Source organism: Paenibacillus sp. FSL R7-0204, from assembly GCF_038002225.1.
Classification (GTDB): Bacteria; Bacillota; Bacilli; order Paenibacillales; family Paenibacillaceae; genus Paenibacillus_AQ.
This window is the reverse complement of the sequence record NZ_JBBOCA010000001.1, coordinates 1,036,206-1,053,157: the sequence shown is the minus strand read 5'-3', so window position 1 is coordinate 1,053,157 and position 16,952 is coordinate 1,036,206. Positions and strand designations below refer to the sequence as shown.

At 50.7% G+C, this 16,952-nt stretch carries 13 protein-coding genes; all 13 read right to left on the bottom strand.

Features of this window, described 5'->3' with window-relative positions; translation table 11 throughout:
- Nucleotides 1-63: 63 nt before the first annotated feature.
- Nucleotides 64-1,173, bottom strand: coding sequence for an Mrp/NBP35 family ATP-binding protein (locus MKX42_RS04770; RefSeq protein WP_340751530.1), 1,110 nt, complete (start codon nucleotides 1,171-1,173; stop codon nucleotides 64-66).
- A 96-nt stretch (nucleotides 1,174-1,269) separates the two neighbouring features.
- Complete coding sequence (gene cwlD / locus MKX42_RS04765; protein WP_340751529.1) at nucleotides 1,270-2,016, bottom strand: N-acetylmuramoyl-L-alanine amidase CwlD; 747 nt, start codon at nucleotides 2,014-2,016, stop codon at nucleotides 1,270-1,272.
- Between the two features lie 71 nt (nucleotides 2,017-2,087).
- Nucleotides 2,088-3,263 (bottom strand): sulfate adenylyltransferase, encoded by a 1,176-nt coding sequence (gene sat, locus MKX42_RS04760; RefSeq protein WP_340751528.1) that lies wholly within the window; start codon nucleotides 3,261-3,263, stop codon nucleotides 2,088-2,090.
- 58 nt (nucleotides 3,264-3,321) lie between these two features.
- Nucleotides 3,322-4,014 (bottom strand): phosphoadenylyl-sulfate reductase, encoded by a 693-nt coding sequence (locus MKX42_RS04755; RefSeq protein ID WP_076081754.1) that lies wholly within the window; start codon nucleotides 4,012-4,014, stop codon nucleotides 3,322-3,324.
- A gap of 232 nt (nucleotides 4,015-4,246) precedes the next feature.
- A complete protein-coding gene (locus tag MKX42_RS04750) occupies nucleotides 4,247-9,790 on the bottom strand; it encodes a phage tail-collar fiber domain-containing protein (protein WP_340751527.1) in 5,544 nt (1,847 codons plus the stop codon).
- A 12-nt stretch (nucleotides 9,791-9,802) separates the two neighbouring features.
- Complete coding sequence (locus tag MKX42_RS04745; protein WP_340751526.1) at nucleotides 9,803-10,354, bottom strand: phage tail protein I; 552 nt, start codon at nucleotides 10,352-10,354, stop codon at nucleotides 9,803-9,805.
- On the bottom strand, nucleotides 10,347-11,474 hold the full coding sequence (locus MKX42_RS04740) for a baseplate assembly protein (protein WP_340751525.1): 1,128 nt from the start codon (nucleotides 11,472-11,474) through the stop codon (nucleotides 10,347-10,349). Before MKX42_RS04740 ends, MKX42_RS04745 begins: the two co-directional genes overlap by 8 nt.
- A 3-nt stretch (nucleotides 11,475-11,477) precedes the next feature.
- Nucleotides 11,478-11,807 carry a GPW/gp25 family protein gene (locus MKX42_RS04735; RefSeq protein ID WP_340751524.1) on the bottom strand — a complete coding sequence of 110 codons (330 nt, stop codon included), beginning with the start codon at nucleotides 11,805-11,807 and terminating at the stop codon, nucleotides 11,478-11,480.
- Complete coding sequence (locus MKX42_RS04730) at nucleotides 11,804-12,244, bottom strand: phage tail protein (protein WP_340751523.1); 441 nt, start codon at nucleotides 12,242-12,244, stop codon at nucleotides 11,804-11,806. The genes MKX42_RS04735 and MKX42_RS04730 overlap by 4 nt, the downstream gene beginning before the upstream one ends.
- Nucleotides 12,241-12,657, bottom strand: coding sequence for a phage baseplate assembly protein V (locus MKX42_RS04725; protein ID WP_340751522.1), 417 nt, complete (start codon nucleotides 12,655-12,657; stop codon nucleotides 12,241-12,243). The genes MKX42_RS04730 and MKX42_RS04725 overlap by 4 nt, the downstream gene beginning before the upstream one ends.
- The gene (locus MKX42_RS04720) at nucleotides 12,658-13,689 is read right to left on the bottom strand and encodes a phage late control D family protein (protein WP_340751521.1); all 1,032 of its coding nucleotides are present in this window, start codon (nucleotides 13,687-13,689) and stop codon (nucleotides 12,658-12,660) included.
- Between the two features lie 5 nt (nucleotides 13,690-13,694).
- A complete protein-coding gene (locus tag MKX42_RS04715; protein ID WP_340751520.1) occupies nucleotides 13,695-13,895 on the bottom strand; it encodes a tail protein X in 201 nt (66 codons plus the stop codon).
- Nucleotides 13,892-16,822, bottom strand: coding sequence for a phage tail tape measure protein (locus MKX42_RS04710; RefSeq protein WP_340751519.1), 2,931 nt, complete (start codon nucleotides 16,820-16,822; stop codon nucleotides 13,892-13,894). The genes MKX42_RS04715 and MKX42_RS04710 overlap by 4 nt, the downstream gene beginning before the upstream one ends.
- Nucleotides 16,823-16,952 lie beyond the last annotated feature (130 nt).

The window sequence follows — 16,952 nt, the reverse complement described above, 5'->3', positions numbered from 1 at the left end:
GGCCGTGCCCCTTGGAAGGGACAGGCCTTATTTGTTTATGTGCACGGCAAGGTCAAAGGGTGATTATTGCTCGTACTTGGCAATCAGCTTGTCTGCAATGTCTGCGAACAATACTCCGGTAGCCGTATCCGCCTTATATACTGACGGTGAGAAGTCCGGCTCGGAGATATGGTTGTCCGGGGCACCCAGCGGCACCTGGGCCAGCAGCTCTGTATGCAGCGTCTCAGCCAGACGGGCTCCGCCCCCTCTGCCGAAGATGTAATCCTTTTTGCCGCAGGAGGAGCATTCGTAATATGCCATATTCTCAATGACGCCAAGAATCTCATGCTCCGTCTGCAGAGCCATAGAGCCCGCTCTCGCCGCCACAAAGGCAGCCGTAGCATGCGGGGTAGTGACAATGATCTCCTTGCTGTGCGGCAGCATCTGGTGGACATCAAGGGCAACATCGCCCGTACCTGGAGGCAAATCCAGCAGCAGGTAATCCAGTTCCCCCCAGCCGACATCACTGAAGAACTGTCGCAGCATTTTACCAAGCATGGGTCCTCTCCAGATGACCGGACTATTCTCCCGGATGAAGAAGCCCATCGACATAACCTTCACACCGAAGCGTTCTACCGGAATAATCGTGCCTTCTTCCACGATCGGCCCTTCTTCAATTCCCATCATGTCCGGAATACTGAAGCCGTAAATATCTGCATCGATCAGGCCGACTCTCTTGCCCTTGCGGGCCAGTGCCACCGCCAGATTCACGGTTACGGTTGATTTCCCGACCCCGCCCTTGCCGCTGGCAATTGCGATGAAGTTCACCCCTGAGTTCTCATTGATCAGCTCATGCCCCTCAAGGCCCGCTGCGTGTCCTTTGAGCTTCTCCCCTTCCTCTGAATCCGGCTCATCCCCGCCGCCCTCGCCGAGAAGCATAGCCCGTTCATAGTCGGTGGCATCACGCAGGCGGATGTGAATCTGTTCTGCCCCGCCCTCCGTAAGCAGGTCGCGCACCTGCTGCTCCAGCTCCATCCGCTTCTTCTCATCCGAATCCAGACATACGATGGATAACGAAATACGGTCTTCCTTGATCATGATATCGCGGATTAACTGTAGTTCGATCAGGCTTTTTCCGGATTCCGGGTCTGTAAGCGGCTGTAAAAGTTCCTGAATTTGTTCCCTGGTCTGCATGGAAAAGCACCTCTGTTCCTATCCGGCGGTAAGCCCCGGTATTTGTACCCATTATAGCATTACCCCCGGAGGGAAGAGTAGTCCCACCCTACGCCGCTATGGCTGCTCGGAGCTGTACCGCAGGATGCCCCTGTAGATACTGGTTGCCACCTTCCGCTGGTACAGATCATCCCCCAGGAGCAAGGACTCCTGAGGATGTGACAGGAAGCCTACCTCAACGAGCACGGACGGCATCTTTAACACTTTTAACAAATAAATGGTATTCGCGGTCTTCGCCACGCGGTCCGTATTCTCAAGGGTAGCTCTCAGTTCATCCTGTACCAGCCCGGCCAAAGCCTTATTCCCTTCGTTGCTCGGATAATAGAAGGTCTGTGCCCCGCTCCAGCGGTTGGAAGGAATGCTGTTCATATGTACGCTGACAAACAGATCGGCCCCCTTCTCTTCAATGCTACGCACCCGTTGCTTGAGATCCTCCGTCTTGCGCCTTGCGTACCCTTTGGTGCTGCCCTGGGCCAGATCATAATCCCCTTCACGGGTCATCACCACAATCGCCCCAGCCTGCTGCAGATAATCGCGCAAATACAGAGACACGGAGAGATTGATATCCTTCTCAATCAGGCCTGAGCGGCTCACTGCTCCCCCGTCCGGTCCCCCGTGACCTGCATCAATGGCAATCACCTTGCCGGAGAGCGGCAGGCTCCAATAATTGACCGTCTTGGCAGTCGGCATGTCGTAGGCAATGATTCCAATCATTATAGTGAGCAGCATTGCGCCCAGGATACTTTTTTTGATGCCGCGCCAAGAGATCCAGACCGAGACTTTATGCTTCTGCCCTCCAGACATAACAAAGACCCCCTCGTCCCGATAGATTCTACTCATCTATATGGGACAAGAGGGCCAAATAGTACTGGCTGTCAGGAGTTTACAGAGACTTCCGGTGACATACCTTCAATTAGAATTTGTGCTACCTCAGGGCGTGTGAACTCTGGAGGCGGACATTGTCCGTCACGCAGCAGTGCCCGTACCTTCGTACCCGAAAGTGTCAGGTGCTGGTCAGCCCGGTGCGGACAGGTTTTGCTGGAGGCCATGTTGCCGCACTTCACACAGAAGAAGCTGTGCTCGAAGAATAGCGGTGTAATCCCAAGCTCCTCGGCGGTGAAGTTAGCAAAGATCTCCTGCGCTTCATACGTACCATAGTAATCTCCCACACCTGCATGATCACGCCCGACAATGAAGTGTGTACAGCCGTAATTCTTACGCACCATGGCATGGAAGATGGCTTCACGCGGACCCGCATAACGCATCGCTGCCGGGAAGACGCCTAGGAAAGTACGGTTCTCCGGATAATAATTCTCCAGCAAGGCCAGATAACTCTTCATCCGTACGTTGGCCGGAACATCATCCGACTTGGTCTCACCTACGAGGGGATTGAGGAACAGGGCGTCTACAACCTCCATAGCGCATTTCTGGATATACTCATGGGCACGATGTACCGGGTTACGCGTCTGGAAGCCTACAACCGTTCTCCAGCCCTTATCTGCGAAGATCCGGCGGGTCTCGGCGGGGTCAAAATAGAATTCGGCGAATTTCTCCGGCTGCGGGCGGTTCAGTACCGTTATGGGTCCGCCTACATACGTTGCCGGACGGGACAGCAGCTTGCTGACTCCGGGATGCGCTGGATCGGTTGTTTTGAACACATTGTGCGCTTCAACCTGCTGATCTACCGTATAAATACTCTCAATATCCAGCAGACCGTAGATAACACCGTCGTCTTCACCGATTAGAGAAACCCTGTCGCCTGTCTTAAGAGTTGCTGCAAGCTCGTCACCGACAGCCAGTGTAACCGGTATACTCCATACCGTACCGTTAGCCAGCCGCATATTGCTTACTACCGAGTGATAATCCTCTTCGTTCAGGAATCCGGTAAGCGGCGAGAAGGCGCCTACACCAATTAAATCCAGATCAGATAAGGTCCAAGTATTAAGGGCAATCGATTGCTGGCCTAAAGCTTGCTTCAGCAGTTCTACTCTCTCTTCTCCGTCTGCTATGCGCCGGATCAGCGTTCCTCCGTGAGGAAGTATTGAAGTCATCCCTGTTCTCTCCTCCTGTGCAGTGCCTGTGTAGTGCTGATACTTATTTAGCCCTATCTTATTTGTGCAATCCGCATTCTGTCTTGTCCGAACCGGACCATCTGCCGGCACGCGGATCTTCACCAGGCATAACAGCCCGGGTGCATTGCTCACAGCCGATACTCGGGAAATTGCGGTCATGCAGCGGATTGTAGATTACATCATTCTCGCGGATATAATTCCACACATCCTCCGTAGTCCAGTTCGCAATCGGATTGAACTTGACCAGCCCGAACTTATTATCATATTCTATCTTCTTCGCATTGGCACGGGTAGGGGCTTGGTCCCGGCGAATCCCGGTAATCCAAGCGTCGTATTGTGAGAGAATACGGGTCAAAGGTTCCACCTTACGGATGGCGCAGCACTGGTTAGGGTCAGTATTCCATAACGCCTCCCCATATTGCAAGGCCTGCTCCTCCACCGTTATCTGCGGAGATACCCGGACAAATTCCATACCGTACTTGTCAGCCATAATATCTCTAGTCTCATAGGTTTCCTTGAAATGATAATCCGTATCTAGATAGAACACATCTGTCGAAGGACTAACCTTCTGGATCATATCCACCAGCACCACATCCTCCGCCCCGAAGCTGCAGGCAAAGGTTATATTCGGAAAGGTCTCCACCGCCCAGCGGATAATTTCTTCTGGAGCCGCATGCTCCAGCTCTTCCGCTTTCACTTTGATTAAATCCTCTTTCTCGAGCAGGTTCATCTAAGTTTCCTCCATCCGGATATCGTCAAGATCGAAACCTACGAGGTTAATCCCGACTAATTCTATAAGATATAGTATATCCGTTTATGCAGCGAAGTCAATGGGTTTTGTTCATTTTGGAATAAAGTATGGAGTGGAGGCAGATGATAGCTTATAAAATAAAAAGGCCCCTCCGTTTCTGGAGAGGCTGCAATGGATAGCTTATTCCATTGTTCATTCTGCTTTCTTCCTCTTAAATACCATAAATAAATGCGACCTTATTGCCCACACTTCCATTATCAAACATGGTGATTGTGACTGAATTGTCCGTCCATGTTACGTTGAATGACCCGAACTGAGAATACGAAGATCCTCCAGAAACCGGAGTATACGCTGTACGAAGTGCCCCTCCCCTTGCTGTACCTGACACTGTGTTGCGTACTGCAAATCCGTAACCTTCAGTTAAGCCAGAAGTTCCCGGAACAGAGCTGTTAGTACATACTACATTTTGCGAACAAATTAAAAGCATAGGGACAAATGGAAGCCCTTCAAACGAAACTGAAACTGTCCCTCCGTTAGACTTAAACGTCCGAACTGCTTCTTTCATTGGGCTTTTACCATTACCTGACACCCCAAGTATATTCTTGCCGACTAAAATATTTTCAGGTCTAATATCTGTCGCGGGAGCTGTAACCCACGATGAACCATTGTAATATCCCTCAGGTGGATTTAGGAAGACTCGATCCCCCTCCCAAACCGTGTATTGCGATGCAGGCATGTGATGATTCTCAGTGGATCGGTTAGGCATGGAGCCATCCACCACCCCGTACTCTCTCCCAACGCTATAGCCGGTTAGTACCTGTGCTGCTTCAGCTGTACCATACTCACCCCCTTCACCCTGTAAGATAAAAGCCGTTCCATCGTACACCACTGTGTACACCCCGCCCTGCACCAACGGAGGGTTATTGCCGTTTGGCTTTTTGATGGACTTAGCTCCCAGGCCGTTGACGTTGAGTGTAATCGGGCCGGAGGTAGCGACATGAATCTTGATAGACAGCCGGATTCCAGTGACTAGGGCAGTTGTGGAAAAGGATGATATTTGAACGTAGAGATTCGGTACTGTACCGGTGGTGACGGCATAAGCAACCGTACCCTGAATAATCGCATCAGGGATAGTATTTAAAGATAGATCGCCGTTTGCATCAAGAAAAGCTAATCCGTTTGCAACGTTATACATACTGCTGTTCGGAATATTAACCCATGCTCCCCATACATTTGCTACCCGTCTCCTGATCCATTCGGGAGGAGTTCCGGCGGATGTTAAATTTATCGCTCTTTGCACCACATAGCTGGTGCCGTCTGTATTGCCAGAATGAGTCTGGACTATAATGTGGAACCATGCGCTGGAGTCTCCGGGAGCATTGACAAGGCTCTGTGCTGAGTAGAATCCTGTTGTAAGAACAGTATTTAGATCGGTTCCCCCGGCTAGGACTAGTGCTTTCCCATCATCTTTGGTGAGGCTGTACTTCTGAACTGCGTCAGGAACTGCCGTCAGTAGGATATCCCCGTTTGTATCCAGTCCGGCATACCCTCCGGCAACATTTTTGGTACGAGTGGTTTCAATTTCATACCAAGCCCCATATAATCCGTTGTAATTGCTCCGAACGAACATTCTCGGAGAGCTTACTAGATAAGTCGTTAAAAGCTGTGTCACACCATCTCCCACATTCCTTAAAACTTTCAAGGCATACGACACACCTGCAACCTCGGCAGGCATATTTATGTGAGTTGCAGCAGAGGCGTTGCTTACAGCGTAGTACTCTCCTTCCGTCAGCGTGTTTAAGTCCATAGTATTGGCTAACTGTGTGGCTTTCATGACGGTCTCTTGCCAAGCTCCCCAGATACCGCCATTTCCGCCACCTCTGGTAAATGTTCTCCTCCCCGCTCCATAAGTAGTCAGCCTTTGAATTGTATTTGTAGTGCTGTCTGCTAGCCTGATTACCTCTAAAATACCGGAATCAGTATAGCCGATAGGTGCATCTGATGGGGTGCTTGGTATATAGTAGTAGCCTGGAGTGGTCAAGTTATTTAATGTGCCTGTATACCTCGTAGCCCATCCACCATCCTCAGTCAGCTTGTACTTCTGAATGGTAGCAGGCAGTGCTGAACCATTGGCAACCCCTAACTTCAGGTTATCAACCTTTGCCTCAATATAATCATCGGCAAAGTCCTGCAGATCATTATTCTGCCGTATCTCCGCGACAGCCTGGAGAACATCCGAGACCGCGCCGCCCAGGCCAGTCCGCCATGTGGCTGCTGTCTCGGTGACATTGGCGGTGAGGGCGTATTTGTCGAGGGCGATGTAAGTTACGTAGTAGGTCGCTGATGGGTCATAGTAGGCTACGGGGATGCCCATACGCACGCCGTTATCTGTCCCGACAACACCTATCGCATTTACAGCCCATACCCTTGGTATCGCCTCACTGCCCGCATAAACCTCTACAAATTTCCCGCACCGTTTTGACGTTTTTGACGCAACATAAGGTGAGTCACTTCGATTTATCTCCCAGTAGTTGGCACCAGAATTAAATACAGGGGTAACCTTTTCTCTCTGAATAACTCCGGTCTCGATATTAATTTGGTTCCCGCCCGGGTGCAGCGTAATGCTCCCCTCAGCGTTTGGAATCGGCACCGGAGCTGCGGCAGAAGCAAGCACGTAATCCAGCGTAGCCCATGCCGTCCAGCCCGGGGCTTTATTGGCGGCTACATAGGTTGAAGTATTCGTTGCCGGGGCGCTGCCGTCCAGGATAGCCACCCAAGATGAATAGGCTGATCCATCGTTTGCTGTTGCCTTCCATCCATTCATGAGGGCCTTGATAGCGTTATTAGACGGATTAATTGAGTCCGACCACCCTGTTTTGCTATGCGGCAGCGATAAGTATAAGCTCCCGCCATTGGTGGGATATATATTGGCGCAATCATCAGAGGCGCTAGTCTCTTTAAATTGAGATGTAAATCCATCATATTTGGTATACAAGCCGCTCAAAATAACAGCATTAGGATAATTCGTATGCATGGCACGATGGAATCCGGGATAACCTCCACCATACGTCCAAGCAAGCGCCCCATCCAGAACGATACCCTTTTTTATACGCTCCACATACATCCACTCCGTACCCTGCGAGTACACACTATCCCGCACATCCCCGATCTGCCCAAGCGTGACCGGGAGGATAACGGACTGCGGCTCTGCTGGCGTGAATGAGGTGGCTGCGCTGCCGAGTTCAAGCTGAATGTTCTCATAACGCTTTGTTTGGACAGCAGCCGTTGCAACCGATCCATAGGCAAAAAGGATAATTTCAGTTTCAGCACCCGAATTAAAACTGAAGCTTTTGGAGCCAACCCCTCCTAATCCTGTAATATTACTCACTCCATTATCGCTACCTTTTCTTACGCTAAGGGAAGGTAAGTCAGGTCCTGATACATTAGTCAAAATTGCAGACAAAGTGTACACGGTGTTAGGAATAACCTGTATCCTGCTTGTTGCAGCGTAGTTGTAGCCGGCCACTGTGCCGGAATTCACAGTAATGGAGTTAGTGGACCTATCTTCAATTAAAGTGGCCCCGTTAACTGTATTGGTCATTGATAAAACAGATACACTAGCTGCATTTTTTCCTTGCTTTGTGACGGACACGCCCTGCACGTGCTGCTTGCCTGAAACATGTGGGAAATATGAATCAATCGCGGCTCCGGTGATTGTTGCACCAATGGCCGCATACTCCGCTGCGGTGACTTCATACATCCGTATGTCATCGAAATACATATAGTTAACCATTGCCCCGCCCGCACCGACCAACAGCCTGAAGCCGTTGCCCACCAGTGTATTACCTGGCGGAATCTTCAGGTAGTAAGTCTGCCAGCTTCCCACGGGAACCGATGCTCCCAGGTAGACATTATACTTCGGTGTAAAAGTTCCAATGTCCCGCAGACTTACCTCTTGATTGCCGTTGGTATACGTCTCCACAAATACCGCGAATGCTAAGACATATTGTTTGGTTGCTTCCAGAGATGTGGTGAAGTCTCTGTACACATAACTGCCCTTACTCGCATTCGGCACAGCCTTGAAGGAGTAACTACCAGATCGCTTTTGAGTGGAAGACAAAATGACCGGCTCGCCGCTAGATTGGGTCCACCCCGCCAAACTCTCTGCGTCCCCATAGATTGCCAGCACGTTATTCCGCGTCACTCCCTGAACCGTCAGGTCCAACTCGCTGCCGTTCTGGTCCGCTTGGATTATCGATGTGCCCGGCCCCAGAGTCTGGGTCAGGTCTACCCGACCTACCTTTGTATCGGTGTAGGCAATAGCAGCAGCCTGCGCTGCATCTGCCTTAGATTGAGAGCCTATAACCGTTTCAATCTGCTGCCCGCTCTTTGTTTTCGTATCATCTGAGATAACCTGCACTGCTATTGGCAAGGTTGTTGGTGATCCCGTGTAGATACTCCCCTGCACCCAATCTTTAGCCCCAAGTGGTCCGTGATGCTTAACGTGGGTAGTATAGTTGTTCCCTGCACTAGTTCTTGCTTCCACTGTTACGGTCCATTTACCCTCTTTCCAATACACATCTGAGATTGACAACTGCCCTCTAATAGCGCCAGAAACCTCGGTATATTGTGAGCTTTGACGGTTAATGGTGCCCGCAGTGCTACCCATAACATCCATCCGCTTTGTCAATCTACCTTCAGATGAAGAGTTACCCCAAGCCCCAGTTACTGTCACCTCAATAAATCCAGACATGACGGCTGGACCAAATGTGTAATCTATCTTCTGATTAGCGGTACCATTAACGGTTTGGAATGAGAACACCTTTTCGATGTACTGCTCACTGCCTCCAAGTCTCAACCCTTGGCCCACTACCAGCGATGCATTGTCTAAAGCAGCCACCCCGTTCGCAACATTCCTCTGCGAAGAAGGAATAGCCCCGGCGATTGCCGTCCGATCCGCTGCCGTCAGATGCCGGGTGGCATCGTCCGCATGTGCTTTTGCAGCCTCCAGTGTTGTGGCCGGAGCAGTCCGCCAGGAAGACTTGCCTGTGATGGATTTGACCGTGTTCGCCAGCCAACCCAGCAGATTGGTAATAGTGCCGCTATCTCCTGTTGGTGCCGTAGTATCTGAAATCGTCCGGCTCCCAATAACCGTATCCGTTGCTGAGCTTCCCCCGCCTGCCCCCGCAGTGATCCCAGCCAGTTTAGTCTTTTCGGCTGTGGTGTAATCATTCGCTGATAATCCCTTGCCTGATACTTTATCCACTTTGGCAGCTTCAACATTATTGAGCTCAGACTTCTTCGCAAACACCAGCGACTCATCAATGACCGCCGTAATATTGGCGGCTGTGCCTACTACTACGACACAATCGAACGTCTTCTCGATAATGTCTGATCCGCCGCCTGGCGGAATGTAATCTGCGGTTACTCCGGCATTAGCGTAGGCGTAGAGGATTTCCCCCGCATCCGGGTCTTGTGCGAAGACTCCCACTTCCCGCCAGTAAAATCCTGTAGAGACATCCGCGTTCCGCAGCACCGAACCAATAATCGCCTTATTAGGCGGCTGTGTAGTTATTCGTGTAATCGGCAAACTGATCTTTTGCGAAATCAGTCCATTCATCGCCGGAACAGCCTGTCCTGTAAGTGAACCGTCGCCTACAGCAATGCGGGTATAATTCAACTTGCCCCCCGCTTGGGCCTTTCCCTGCAGCACAAGACCTTTGTTGGTCAGTGTCATGCCTCCAAATACTGCCACATGATTCCCTCCCTATATCTTAATGTGTTCCCCAAAATGTAAAAAGCCGCCAAAGTAAAGAGGCAGCTGCTCCGCTTGTGAAATAGTGACGCTATCCAGTACAGCAGACAACCGCTTCACTGCATCAACAGCGGCGATAAACTCCTGTGCCCGTGCAGCAGTCACATCAGCATTATTGGTGACCACCCGAAAATGACAGGGGTCTCCCCCATATTGCCACCATTCTTCGACTGCACCCTGGCCAAACAGGATGGCGATCAGATCTTCTACTGCACCTGCAGTACCTTTGTGTCTGTGAAAGGGTATTGCATTTTGAATCAGTAGCCGCTTCTGTTCAACAGGCAGAGCTGGATCATAATACGGTGGCTTGAATTGCCAGGCCAGCTCATCCGTTTCCGCATCTGTCCATTCCGCTGACCGGCCAAAAATATTCAAACCGGCGATCATAGCATTCGTCTCTTGTAACTGTATATCTAACGCAGCCGCAGCCGCAGCCATGGCAGGGTCCTTACGAATGGGAAGCGGCAGCAGATCGATCAGGCTTAAAGTCTGGATATTAATCATCTGCCAACCCTCCGTAAGTCATTGCCGTTGTGCCGGCCAGAGCCACTTGGGTTGCGGACATGGTTTTATACACGGGCTCTGTCACTGTCACCCGGAGTGCCCCAGCAGCCATAACACGGGATATCAGCTCTGACGGGTTGATATCCCGGCCAAGCTTGGAGCGCTGCCATAGCTGATAAGCAGCAACAGCTGCCGATACTGCCGCCTGGATACCCGGAACCTCAGCAGCCCGGCTGCGGCTAATATAATAGACCAGCGAAGTATTGTAACTGATTGGCTGCGGTGCACTCACGGTTACTAGATCGGTAAGCGGCCGGATTCCCCGGTCTTCCAAAGTCTCAGCAATAGAATTCAGGACATCCTCGCTTGGAATCCCCCCCTCTGCCAGTAACGGAACAACGGTAACACGCCCGGGTGCCGAAGAGTAAGCATGAACATCCTTAATTGCCGGGGAAGCGGACTTAGCCCAGAATTCATATGCTCCCTGAGGCCCCGCCGTTGAGTACGATTCCGGCGCATGGCGGATGCGTTCCTTGAAGGCTTCATCCGTCTCAGCAGCAGCTCCGCCAGAGCTGGTAGTTAGATTACTTACAGACTGGACAAAAGGCAGCGGGTCCATTTGAACATTAATCTGCCCCGGCAAGAACCCGTTCCCTGTTGTCCCCGATTCGGAGCATTTTGCCTTAATCATCCCCGCAGTCTCTCCTGGAGGAATCTCCAAGTACTCCATGGTTATAAAATATATCGAACCCTTACCGCCCTGTACTCCGACGCGTGTCCCTGCTGGTATCGAAGTTGCTGAAGCCAGCGGGATCGATAAAACAAACTGAAGCGTAACGATTGCCGCCGATGCCTCTAACCGCTTCGCTCCCTGAAAAGCCCCCATGTGATCCAATAACGTGCCTGAGGCATAGCGCAGCAAATTTCCTTTGGCTGTCTGATTGATCAGCACCTTCTGCTGGATAATCACAGCTGCGAGCGAAGACAAAAAAAGCCGCACCGGATCGGCAGGCTGTAAAGTGCGTCCGGCAAGGCCTTCATACACTGTGATTACATTTTGCTGTATGGCTGCTGCATCCTCCTCTGAAAAGCGGATATCCGGTAATTCTGCATATTCCAATTCCTACTCCTCCTCTGCCAGGCTATATTTCAGTACAACGGCCAAACTGCCTGTAAGCTGCTCTTCTATATCCTTATGAAAAGAAACATCGGCCACTATCGCACGCGGCTCCTGCTCTGTAATGGCTGTGATGATCTCTGCCGTCAGGCGGGATTCTGCGATATATGCCGGTTCATCAATAATTGAGTAGTCCAGGCCAACTCCCCGGGCCAACGGTGCACTCCCAAGCGGAGTAGCAAGGATCATTCTTATATTCTGAGCGACTTCCTCTTCTACCGTTGCCGGGCTAAAATCAATTAGGGCGGGCTGAGTCATATCAATGGTATATATCATTTCACATACTCCTCAAGTGAGATCGTGACCTGTGCGTCCAGCACATTGCCGATGCTATCCAACCTGTTCCAATCCTGCGACAAACTGCTGATGACCCATAGCCCAACCCCCACATTCTTACGCCCTATGATTAACGGCATCGCCTTGCCGGCACGGTCCAGCTCGGTAAGCCTGTCTAACTCTTTTCGCGGATTAAGGCCAAGCGCCGCCGAGAAATGAACGGAGAAAGAAACCGAATCTGCCCCCGGTCCAAGGAATTCCTTCTTGGGCTTCTTGCCGATAATGTCATGCTGCGCCCACCGGCTGGAGCTGCTGCGTTTGAATTCATCTATGGTACGAATAGCGCCTTCAGCAACGACAAATACCACAGGGCCCAGGCTGCCAATCTTATTCATTTTATAATCTTGCTTCTGCTCTTTACTGCCCTTATTACTCATCCGGTTCTGCCTCCTCCATCATGAACTGAGCTGGCAGACAGCTTGCCGGTAACCGTCAAGTCTCCCTCGATCCGCACCCCGCCGGTTGCCTTAACATTCAGCTTCTGGGCTGTTCGGTCGTAATAGACATAGCTGCCATCCTCGAACCATACCCCCCGCTGATCCTGGGTACCGGAAGGCTGACCATCATCCGCAAAATAGGTTCCCAAACAGATGCCAGCGGAACGCGCATGATTCAAAAAAGCACACACGACCCGCTCTCCCGGCAACGGTACTGCATTGCCTTTTCCCCAGCCGCCCGGTGTTAGAACCGGTAACTCGCCGGAAACCATATCATCGCGGTCTGCAAAAGTAACCCTGACACTTCCGGCTGCCGGATTAGCTGTAGATACCCTGCCAATAAGTATCACCATTCACCACCCCAATACTTTACGAATGTCCAGACTGGTTGTGTATCCGCTGCTTCCAATTGAGTGCCTTGCTGATTCAACAATGTATTTGCCGTCAAACCGCTTCCAGCCTTTGATATTAATTGTGAGTCCGGCAGCCATCCGTAGATCTCCCATAAGCGAGAGAGTCCCTTTGGCGCCCTCTTTATTCTTTTCGCGAAGCCTTTTACGGGCCAGCCGCATCGCATCTGCCTGCGAGTCAACCTGTTCATTAATCTTAAGTACAGGGCCGCTCTTAGGTGCGCCTAGAGGGGTATACGTAGCCTTGAGAGGCTCTTTGCCCTGTGAGGGAGTATACGTCACTGTACATGCCCGGAAAGCTGCATAGGCAGTATTGTAAGCGAAGCTGTAATCCGTCACATTGTCCTCCCCGCGCACAATCGTGGCCACCGCTTCTTTTTGTTCATATTCTTGTTCATCAAAAAGTACCAGGCTTCCAGAAGATACTTTAATCGCGATGCCTTCTTGCGTAGCTGTGTTCAGCAAAAAGGCCAAGTCCGACACCTCCGACTGCTCCAGCCGGTCATAAGAGGGGTTGTCCTGAGCCTCATAGATTAATTTGAGCTTCGCGCGTTTGGCCACTTGGGCAGCTACTGTTTTCAGATTGGTTTTCTCCCAGCTGCGTGAGCTGCGCTGCATCCGAATCTCGGAGGTCACGGGAAGCGAGACCGCCTTAATCGAGATCGTGTCAGGAGGACCGCTAAAATCAATACTGTCTACCTCAAAGGTGCCCAGTGGCAGCTTCTTGATTTCCCCCGGCTTATCCCAGTTGACCGTACGGATGGCAGCAATTAGTTGATCGCCTTCAACCGGTGACCAAGGCCCCTGCCAATTGTGCCCCCTGTCCTCCAGCGTGACTGTAAGATCATCCAAAGAACCTGAGGCAGCATCATTATACTGAAAGTCTGTCAGCGATTTAGTGATATCCTCCGTAACATCCTTTCCGTTATAGCGCAATTCCAGTACCGCTCTGCGTGCGTCCTGCATAATTTCCATATGCTTTACTCCCTTCGCCAGGGAGGCAGTGAGCTGGATATGTCTGTGGGCAGGTCTGGTACATTCAGTACAATATTGCCTGCGAATACACTGACAGCAGCATGTGCCGGATTAGCATTCAGGAGCAGCGTCAGGAAACGGGCATCTCCATATATTTTAAAAGCAATCCCATCCCACATATCGCCTTGTACAGTTCTATAGATCATTGGAAGCTCACCCGCCTCTGTTGCACTAGCATCGACTTGAACCTGCGTTCAAATCCGTCCTCTGTCTGCCTTAAAGCCTCCCGCACCTGTTCAGCTACAGATGTATCGCCACCCTGAAGAGTTACACTAGGCGCCCAGGTTACATGAATATCCCCATTGTTAACGGAATTGTTATTATATCCCATCAAATCATTTGCCTTCTCAAGCAAAGACCTCGACCGGGGCTTGCGGTTTAAGGGAATGGCGATTTCAGGGCCAGCCTCACCAAAAATAGAGGGAACGTATGCGATACCGCCTTCAGCGTATTCTGCAATGGTTGGTCCGCCATAGAGCGGGTGGTATGATTTCTCTTTCGGTTTGACACCTTCTTTGCCTTCTCCCCCTGGAACTCCAGTAGCATTCGGGACTTTCCCTATCTGCTCCCAAATAAGCTGCAAATTCACTTTCATTTCAGTAGGCAGCTTATCAAGTGCAGCGTTAAGAAGCATCACCTTATCCAGAGCCTGCCTGAATCGCTCTTGTTCAGCAGCAGACATATCCTTGTACTTGGCTGCTTGCTCTTGCAAGGTACCACCAAGATCAAGTTCAACTATTTTTTTCTGAGTATTATAATAATTTACCAGTCCATCTTCTGCCTCTTTCCTATCACTATCTGTTTTCTTAATTTGGGTATTCTTTTTATTAATGGATTCCTCCATTTTAGAATAGTCATCTTCAAAGTGATCTATTATTGTATAATCTTTCCCAGTCACTTGGCTTGCTTTTTTAGAAAACGCTAAAATTTTCTCACCTTTTTGATTAGGATCGAGATCACTATATTCTATTTCGTTGTACTCCTCCATAAGCACGACATAGTCCCTATACTTTACCTTCATCTCCTCATAGGCGGCACTTTGATCTTTAAGATCCTGAGTCAGCTTTGAATAGTTATTTTCTAATTCAGGCAATTTGGCTTGTGCAGTAAGGGCCTCATGTTCTAGTTCACGACGTCCCATTTCTTCTCGGGCTTTGGCAATATCTCCGACAAGACCCATCTGTTCTCGGAATTTATCATTCTTGGAGCCTTCAGCAGACAGAATATTCGGATTCATATCGATAAGTTTCTGCTCTACATCCTTCAGTTTTCGTCTGGCTTCTAACAATTCATCAGCAGGAGTTTTTGCATCCTTAATCTTCCCTGTCAACCGGTCATGCTCAGTGATTAGATTCTGGGTCTTGGAATTAGCCTCCTCAATCGCTGAATAATTAGCATAGGATTCACCCAGCACATCCCCCATATTCAAAAGCTCCTGGCGCGCATCCTCCTGATGCTTTTTGAAGGCAATGACACCGGCTGTGACCAGTCCGACACCGGCAATAGCGAGACCTACGGGATTCGTCAGCAATCCCAGTGCACCCGCAAATCCTCCAGCCGCTCCGCTGGCCCCGCTGGCCGCCTTGATGATCTTCGAGAACTCCTGAACAATCTTCACAGTCTTGGTTGCCAGCACTGCAGTAGGGGCTGCAAGACCTATAACCATCAGCACTTCTTTGTTGTCTGACGCCCAGCTAGTCAGCCCCTGAAGCGCAGGCATCACGCTCTCTCCCAGAGGAACCACTAGACCGGACATCAACTCCCGCCCTATAGCTGCGAACTGCTCTGTTAACGTATTGTCCTTAATCGCAGATACTTCATCCATCGTCTGCCGGGTCATATCAAACTGATGCCGCGTCTGGCCCAGCGACAACACTGCTTTATTTCCTATCTCCTCAAACTGAGCCCCGAATATAGCGCTGGCAAGGGCCGCTTGATGAACCGGATCTTTAACTGCTTTTAATTTCGCAATCACCTGATTCATGGCATCCTTGCCGGTCATGGACCCGTCTGCCAGCCCTTTGAAGATTTCATCCCCGCTGCCCATTGTTTTGCGCAGTTGAAGCATGGCCTTGCTCGCCGAATCTCCCCCTGCCTTCAAATCCTTGACCAGGGCAACAGCTCCATTCTTCCCGGCCACTTTCACTAATTCGCCGAATTCCTTCGACTTCGTCCCACCGCTTACAAGCGCAGCACTGAATTGATTCAGCTGCTCAGGAGCAAATAACTCATAGACTGCGGCCTTTGTGGAATCTGAGCCCTCTTTCACCGTTGAGCTGAATTTCTTCACAACCCCGGCAAGACCCTCAAGGGAATCCCCCCCATTGTCCATGCCAGAGCTTAATAATTCAAACATCTCGTCAGCAGAATACCCCATCTTTTTGAAGTCCGCGCTGTACTTCTCTACGGCACTTAGAAGCCCGCCGGATGTATTCATCCCCTTCTGCGCACCTTGAGCCATCAGATTATAGGCCTGTTCTGAAGAGATGCCGAATTTTTGCATCATCGCGTCAACGGCTTGTACAGAGTCTGGTATATCCCCCTTAAAAACATCGCGATACGTCATAGCTGTCTGGGTGGTCTTCTCCAGCTCATCTCCGGTTTGACCCAGAACTTGCTTCACCGTTCCAACCGCGTCACCGATATCTTCGAAGTTTTTACCGTAATTCTGACTGTACAGGTTATCCGAGATTTCTTTCATTCCGCTCATTTCAGCGGCGGTTAATCCGGTTGATGCCTGAAGCTGCGCCATTGCCCCGGCAGAATCATTCACAGCCGTCCATACGGCTTTTAGGGGTTCAACCGCTTTAGTCAGCATGGAGAAATCCACTTTTTCGAAAGCAGCCTTAAGTTTGTCACCAAGTTGTTCGGCTTCGTCGCCAGCGTCCTCAGCATCTCCGCGCAGTTGATCGAAGTAGCCCGCCCTGGCCAGCTCCTTAAGCACGTCTTCCAAATCCTTAATTTGCTGTTCCACTTCCTCGACAGAGCGGGGAACATTTGGATTCACCAATACATTCAGCCGGACAATAAGCTCACTGATGCTGCTTGGATTGCCTGAACCTGAACCTGCCATAGGTTACCTCCCTCCTTTAATTCTCGCCACCCGCTCTGCCCAATCCCCCAGTTCCTCAACAGGCAGGCCGAGAAAATAGGGGATTGGAGTGTGGGTAAGCATGGCCAAAGAGACGGCGATGTCTTTGATC

Bases quoted from the DNA above. Each gene is read 5' to 3' on its own strand.
- MKX42_RS04725 (WP_340751522.1), bottom strand. From the start codon at position 12,657: ATGGTGATACTTATTGGCAGGGTATCTACAGCTAATCCGGCAGCCGGA.
- cwlD (WP_340751529.1), bottom strand. From the start codon at position 2,016: ATGTCTGGAGGGCAGAAGCATAAAGTCTCGGTCTGGATCTCTTGGCGC.
- MKX42_RS04730 (WP_340751523.1), bottom strand. From the start codon at position 12,244: ATGAGTAATAAGGGCAGTAAAGAGCAGAAGCAAGATTATAAAATGAAT.
- MKX42_RS04715 (WP_340751520.1), bottom strand. From the start codon at position 13,895: ATGATCTATAGAACTGTACAAGGCGATATGTGGGATGGGATTGCTTTT.
- MKX42_RS04770 (WP_340751530.1), bottom strand. From the start codon at position 1,173: ATGCAGACCAGGGAACAAATTCAGGAACTTTTACAGCCGCTTACAGAC.
- MKX42_RS04710 (WP_340751519.1), bottom strand. From the start codon at position 16,822: ATGGCAGGTTCAGGTTCAGGCAATCCAAGCAGCATCAGTGAGCTTATT.
- sat (WP_340751528.1), bottom strand. From the start codon at position 3,263: ATGACTTCAATACTTCCTCACGGAGGAACGCTGATCCGGCGCATAGCA.
- MKX42_RS04755 (WP_076081754.1), bottom strand. From the start codon at position 4,014: ATGAACCTGCTCGAGAAAGAGGATTTAATCAAAGTGAAAGCGGAAGAG.
- MKX42_RS04720 (WP_340751521.1), bottom strand. From the start codon at position 13,689: ATGGAAATTATGCAGGACGCACGCAGAGCGGTACTGGAATTGCGCTAT.
- MKX42_RS04745 (WP_340751526.1), bottom strand. From the start codon at position 10,354: ATGATTAATATCCAGACTTTAAGCCTGATCGATCTGCTGCCGCTTCCC.
- MKX42_RS04735 (WP_340751524.1), bottom strand. From the start codon at position 11,807: ATGATATATACCATTGATATGACTCAGCCCGCCCTAATTGATTTTAGC.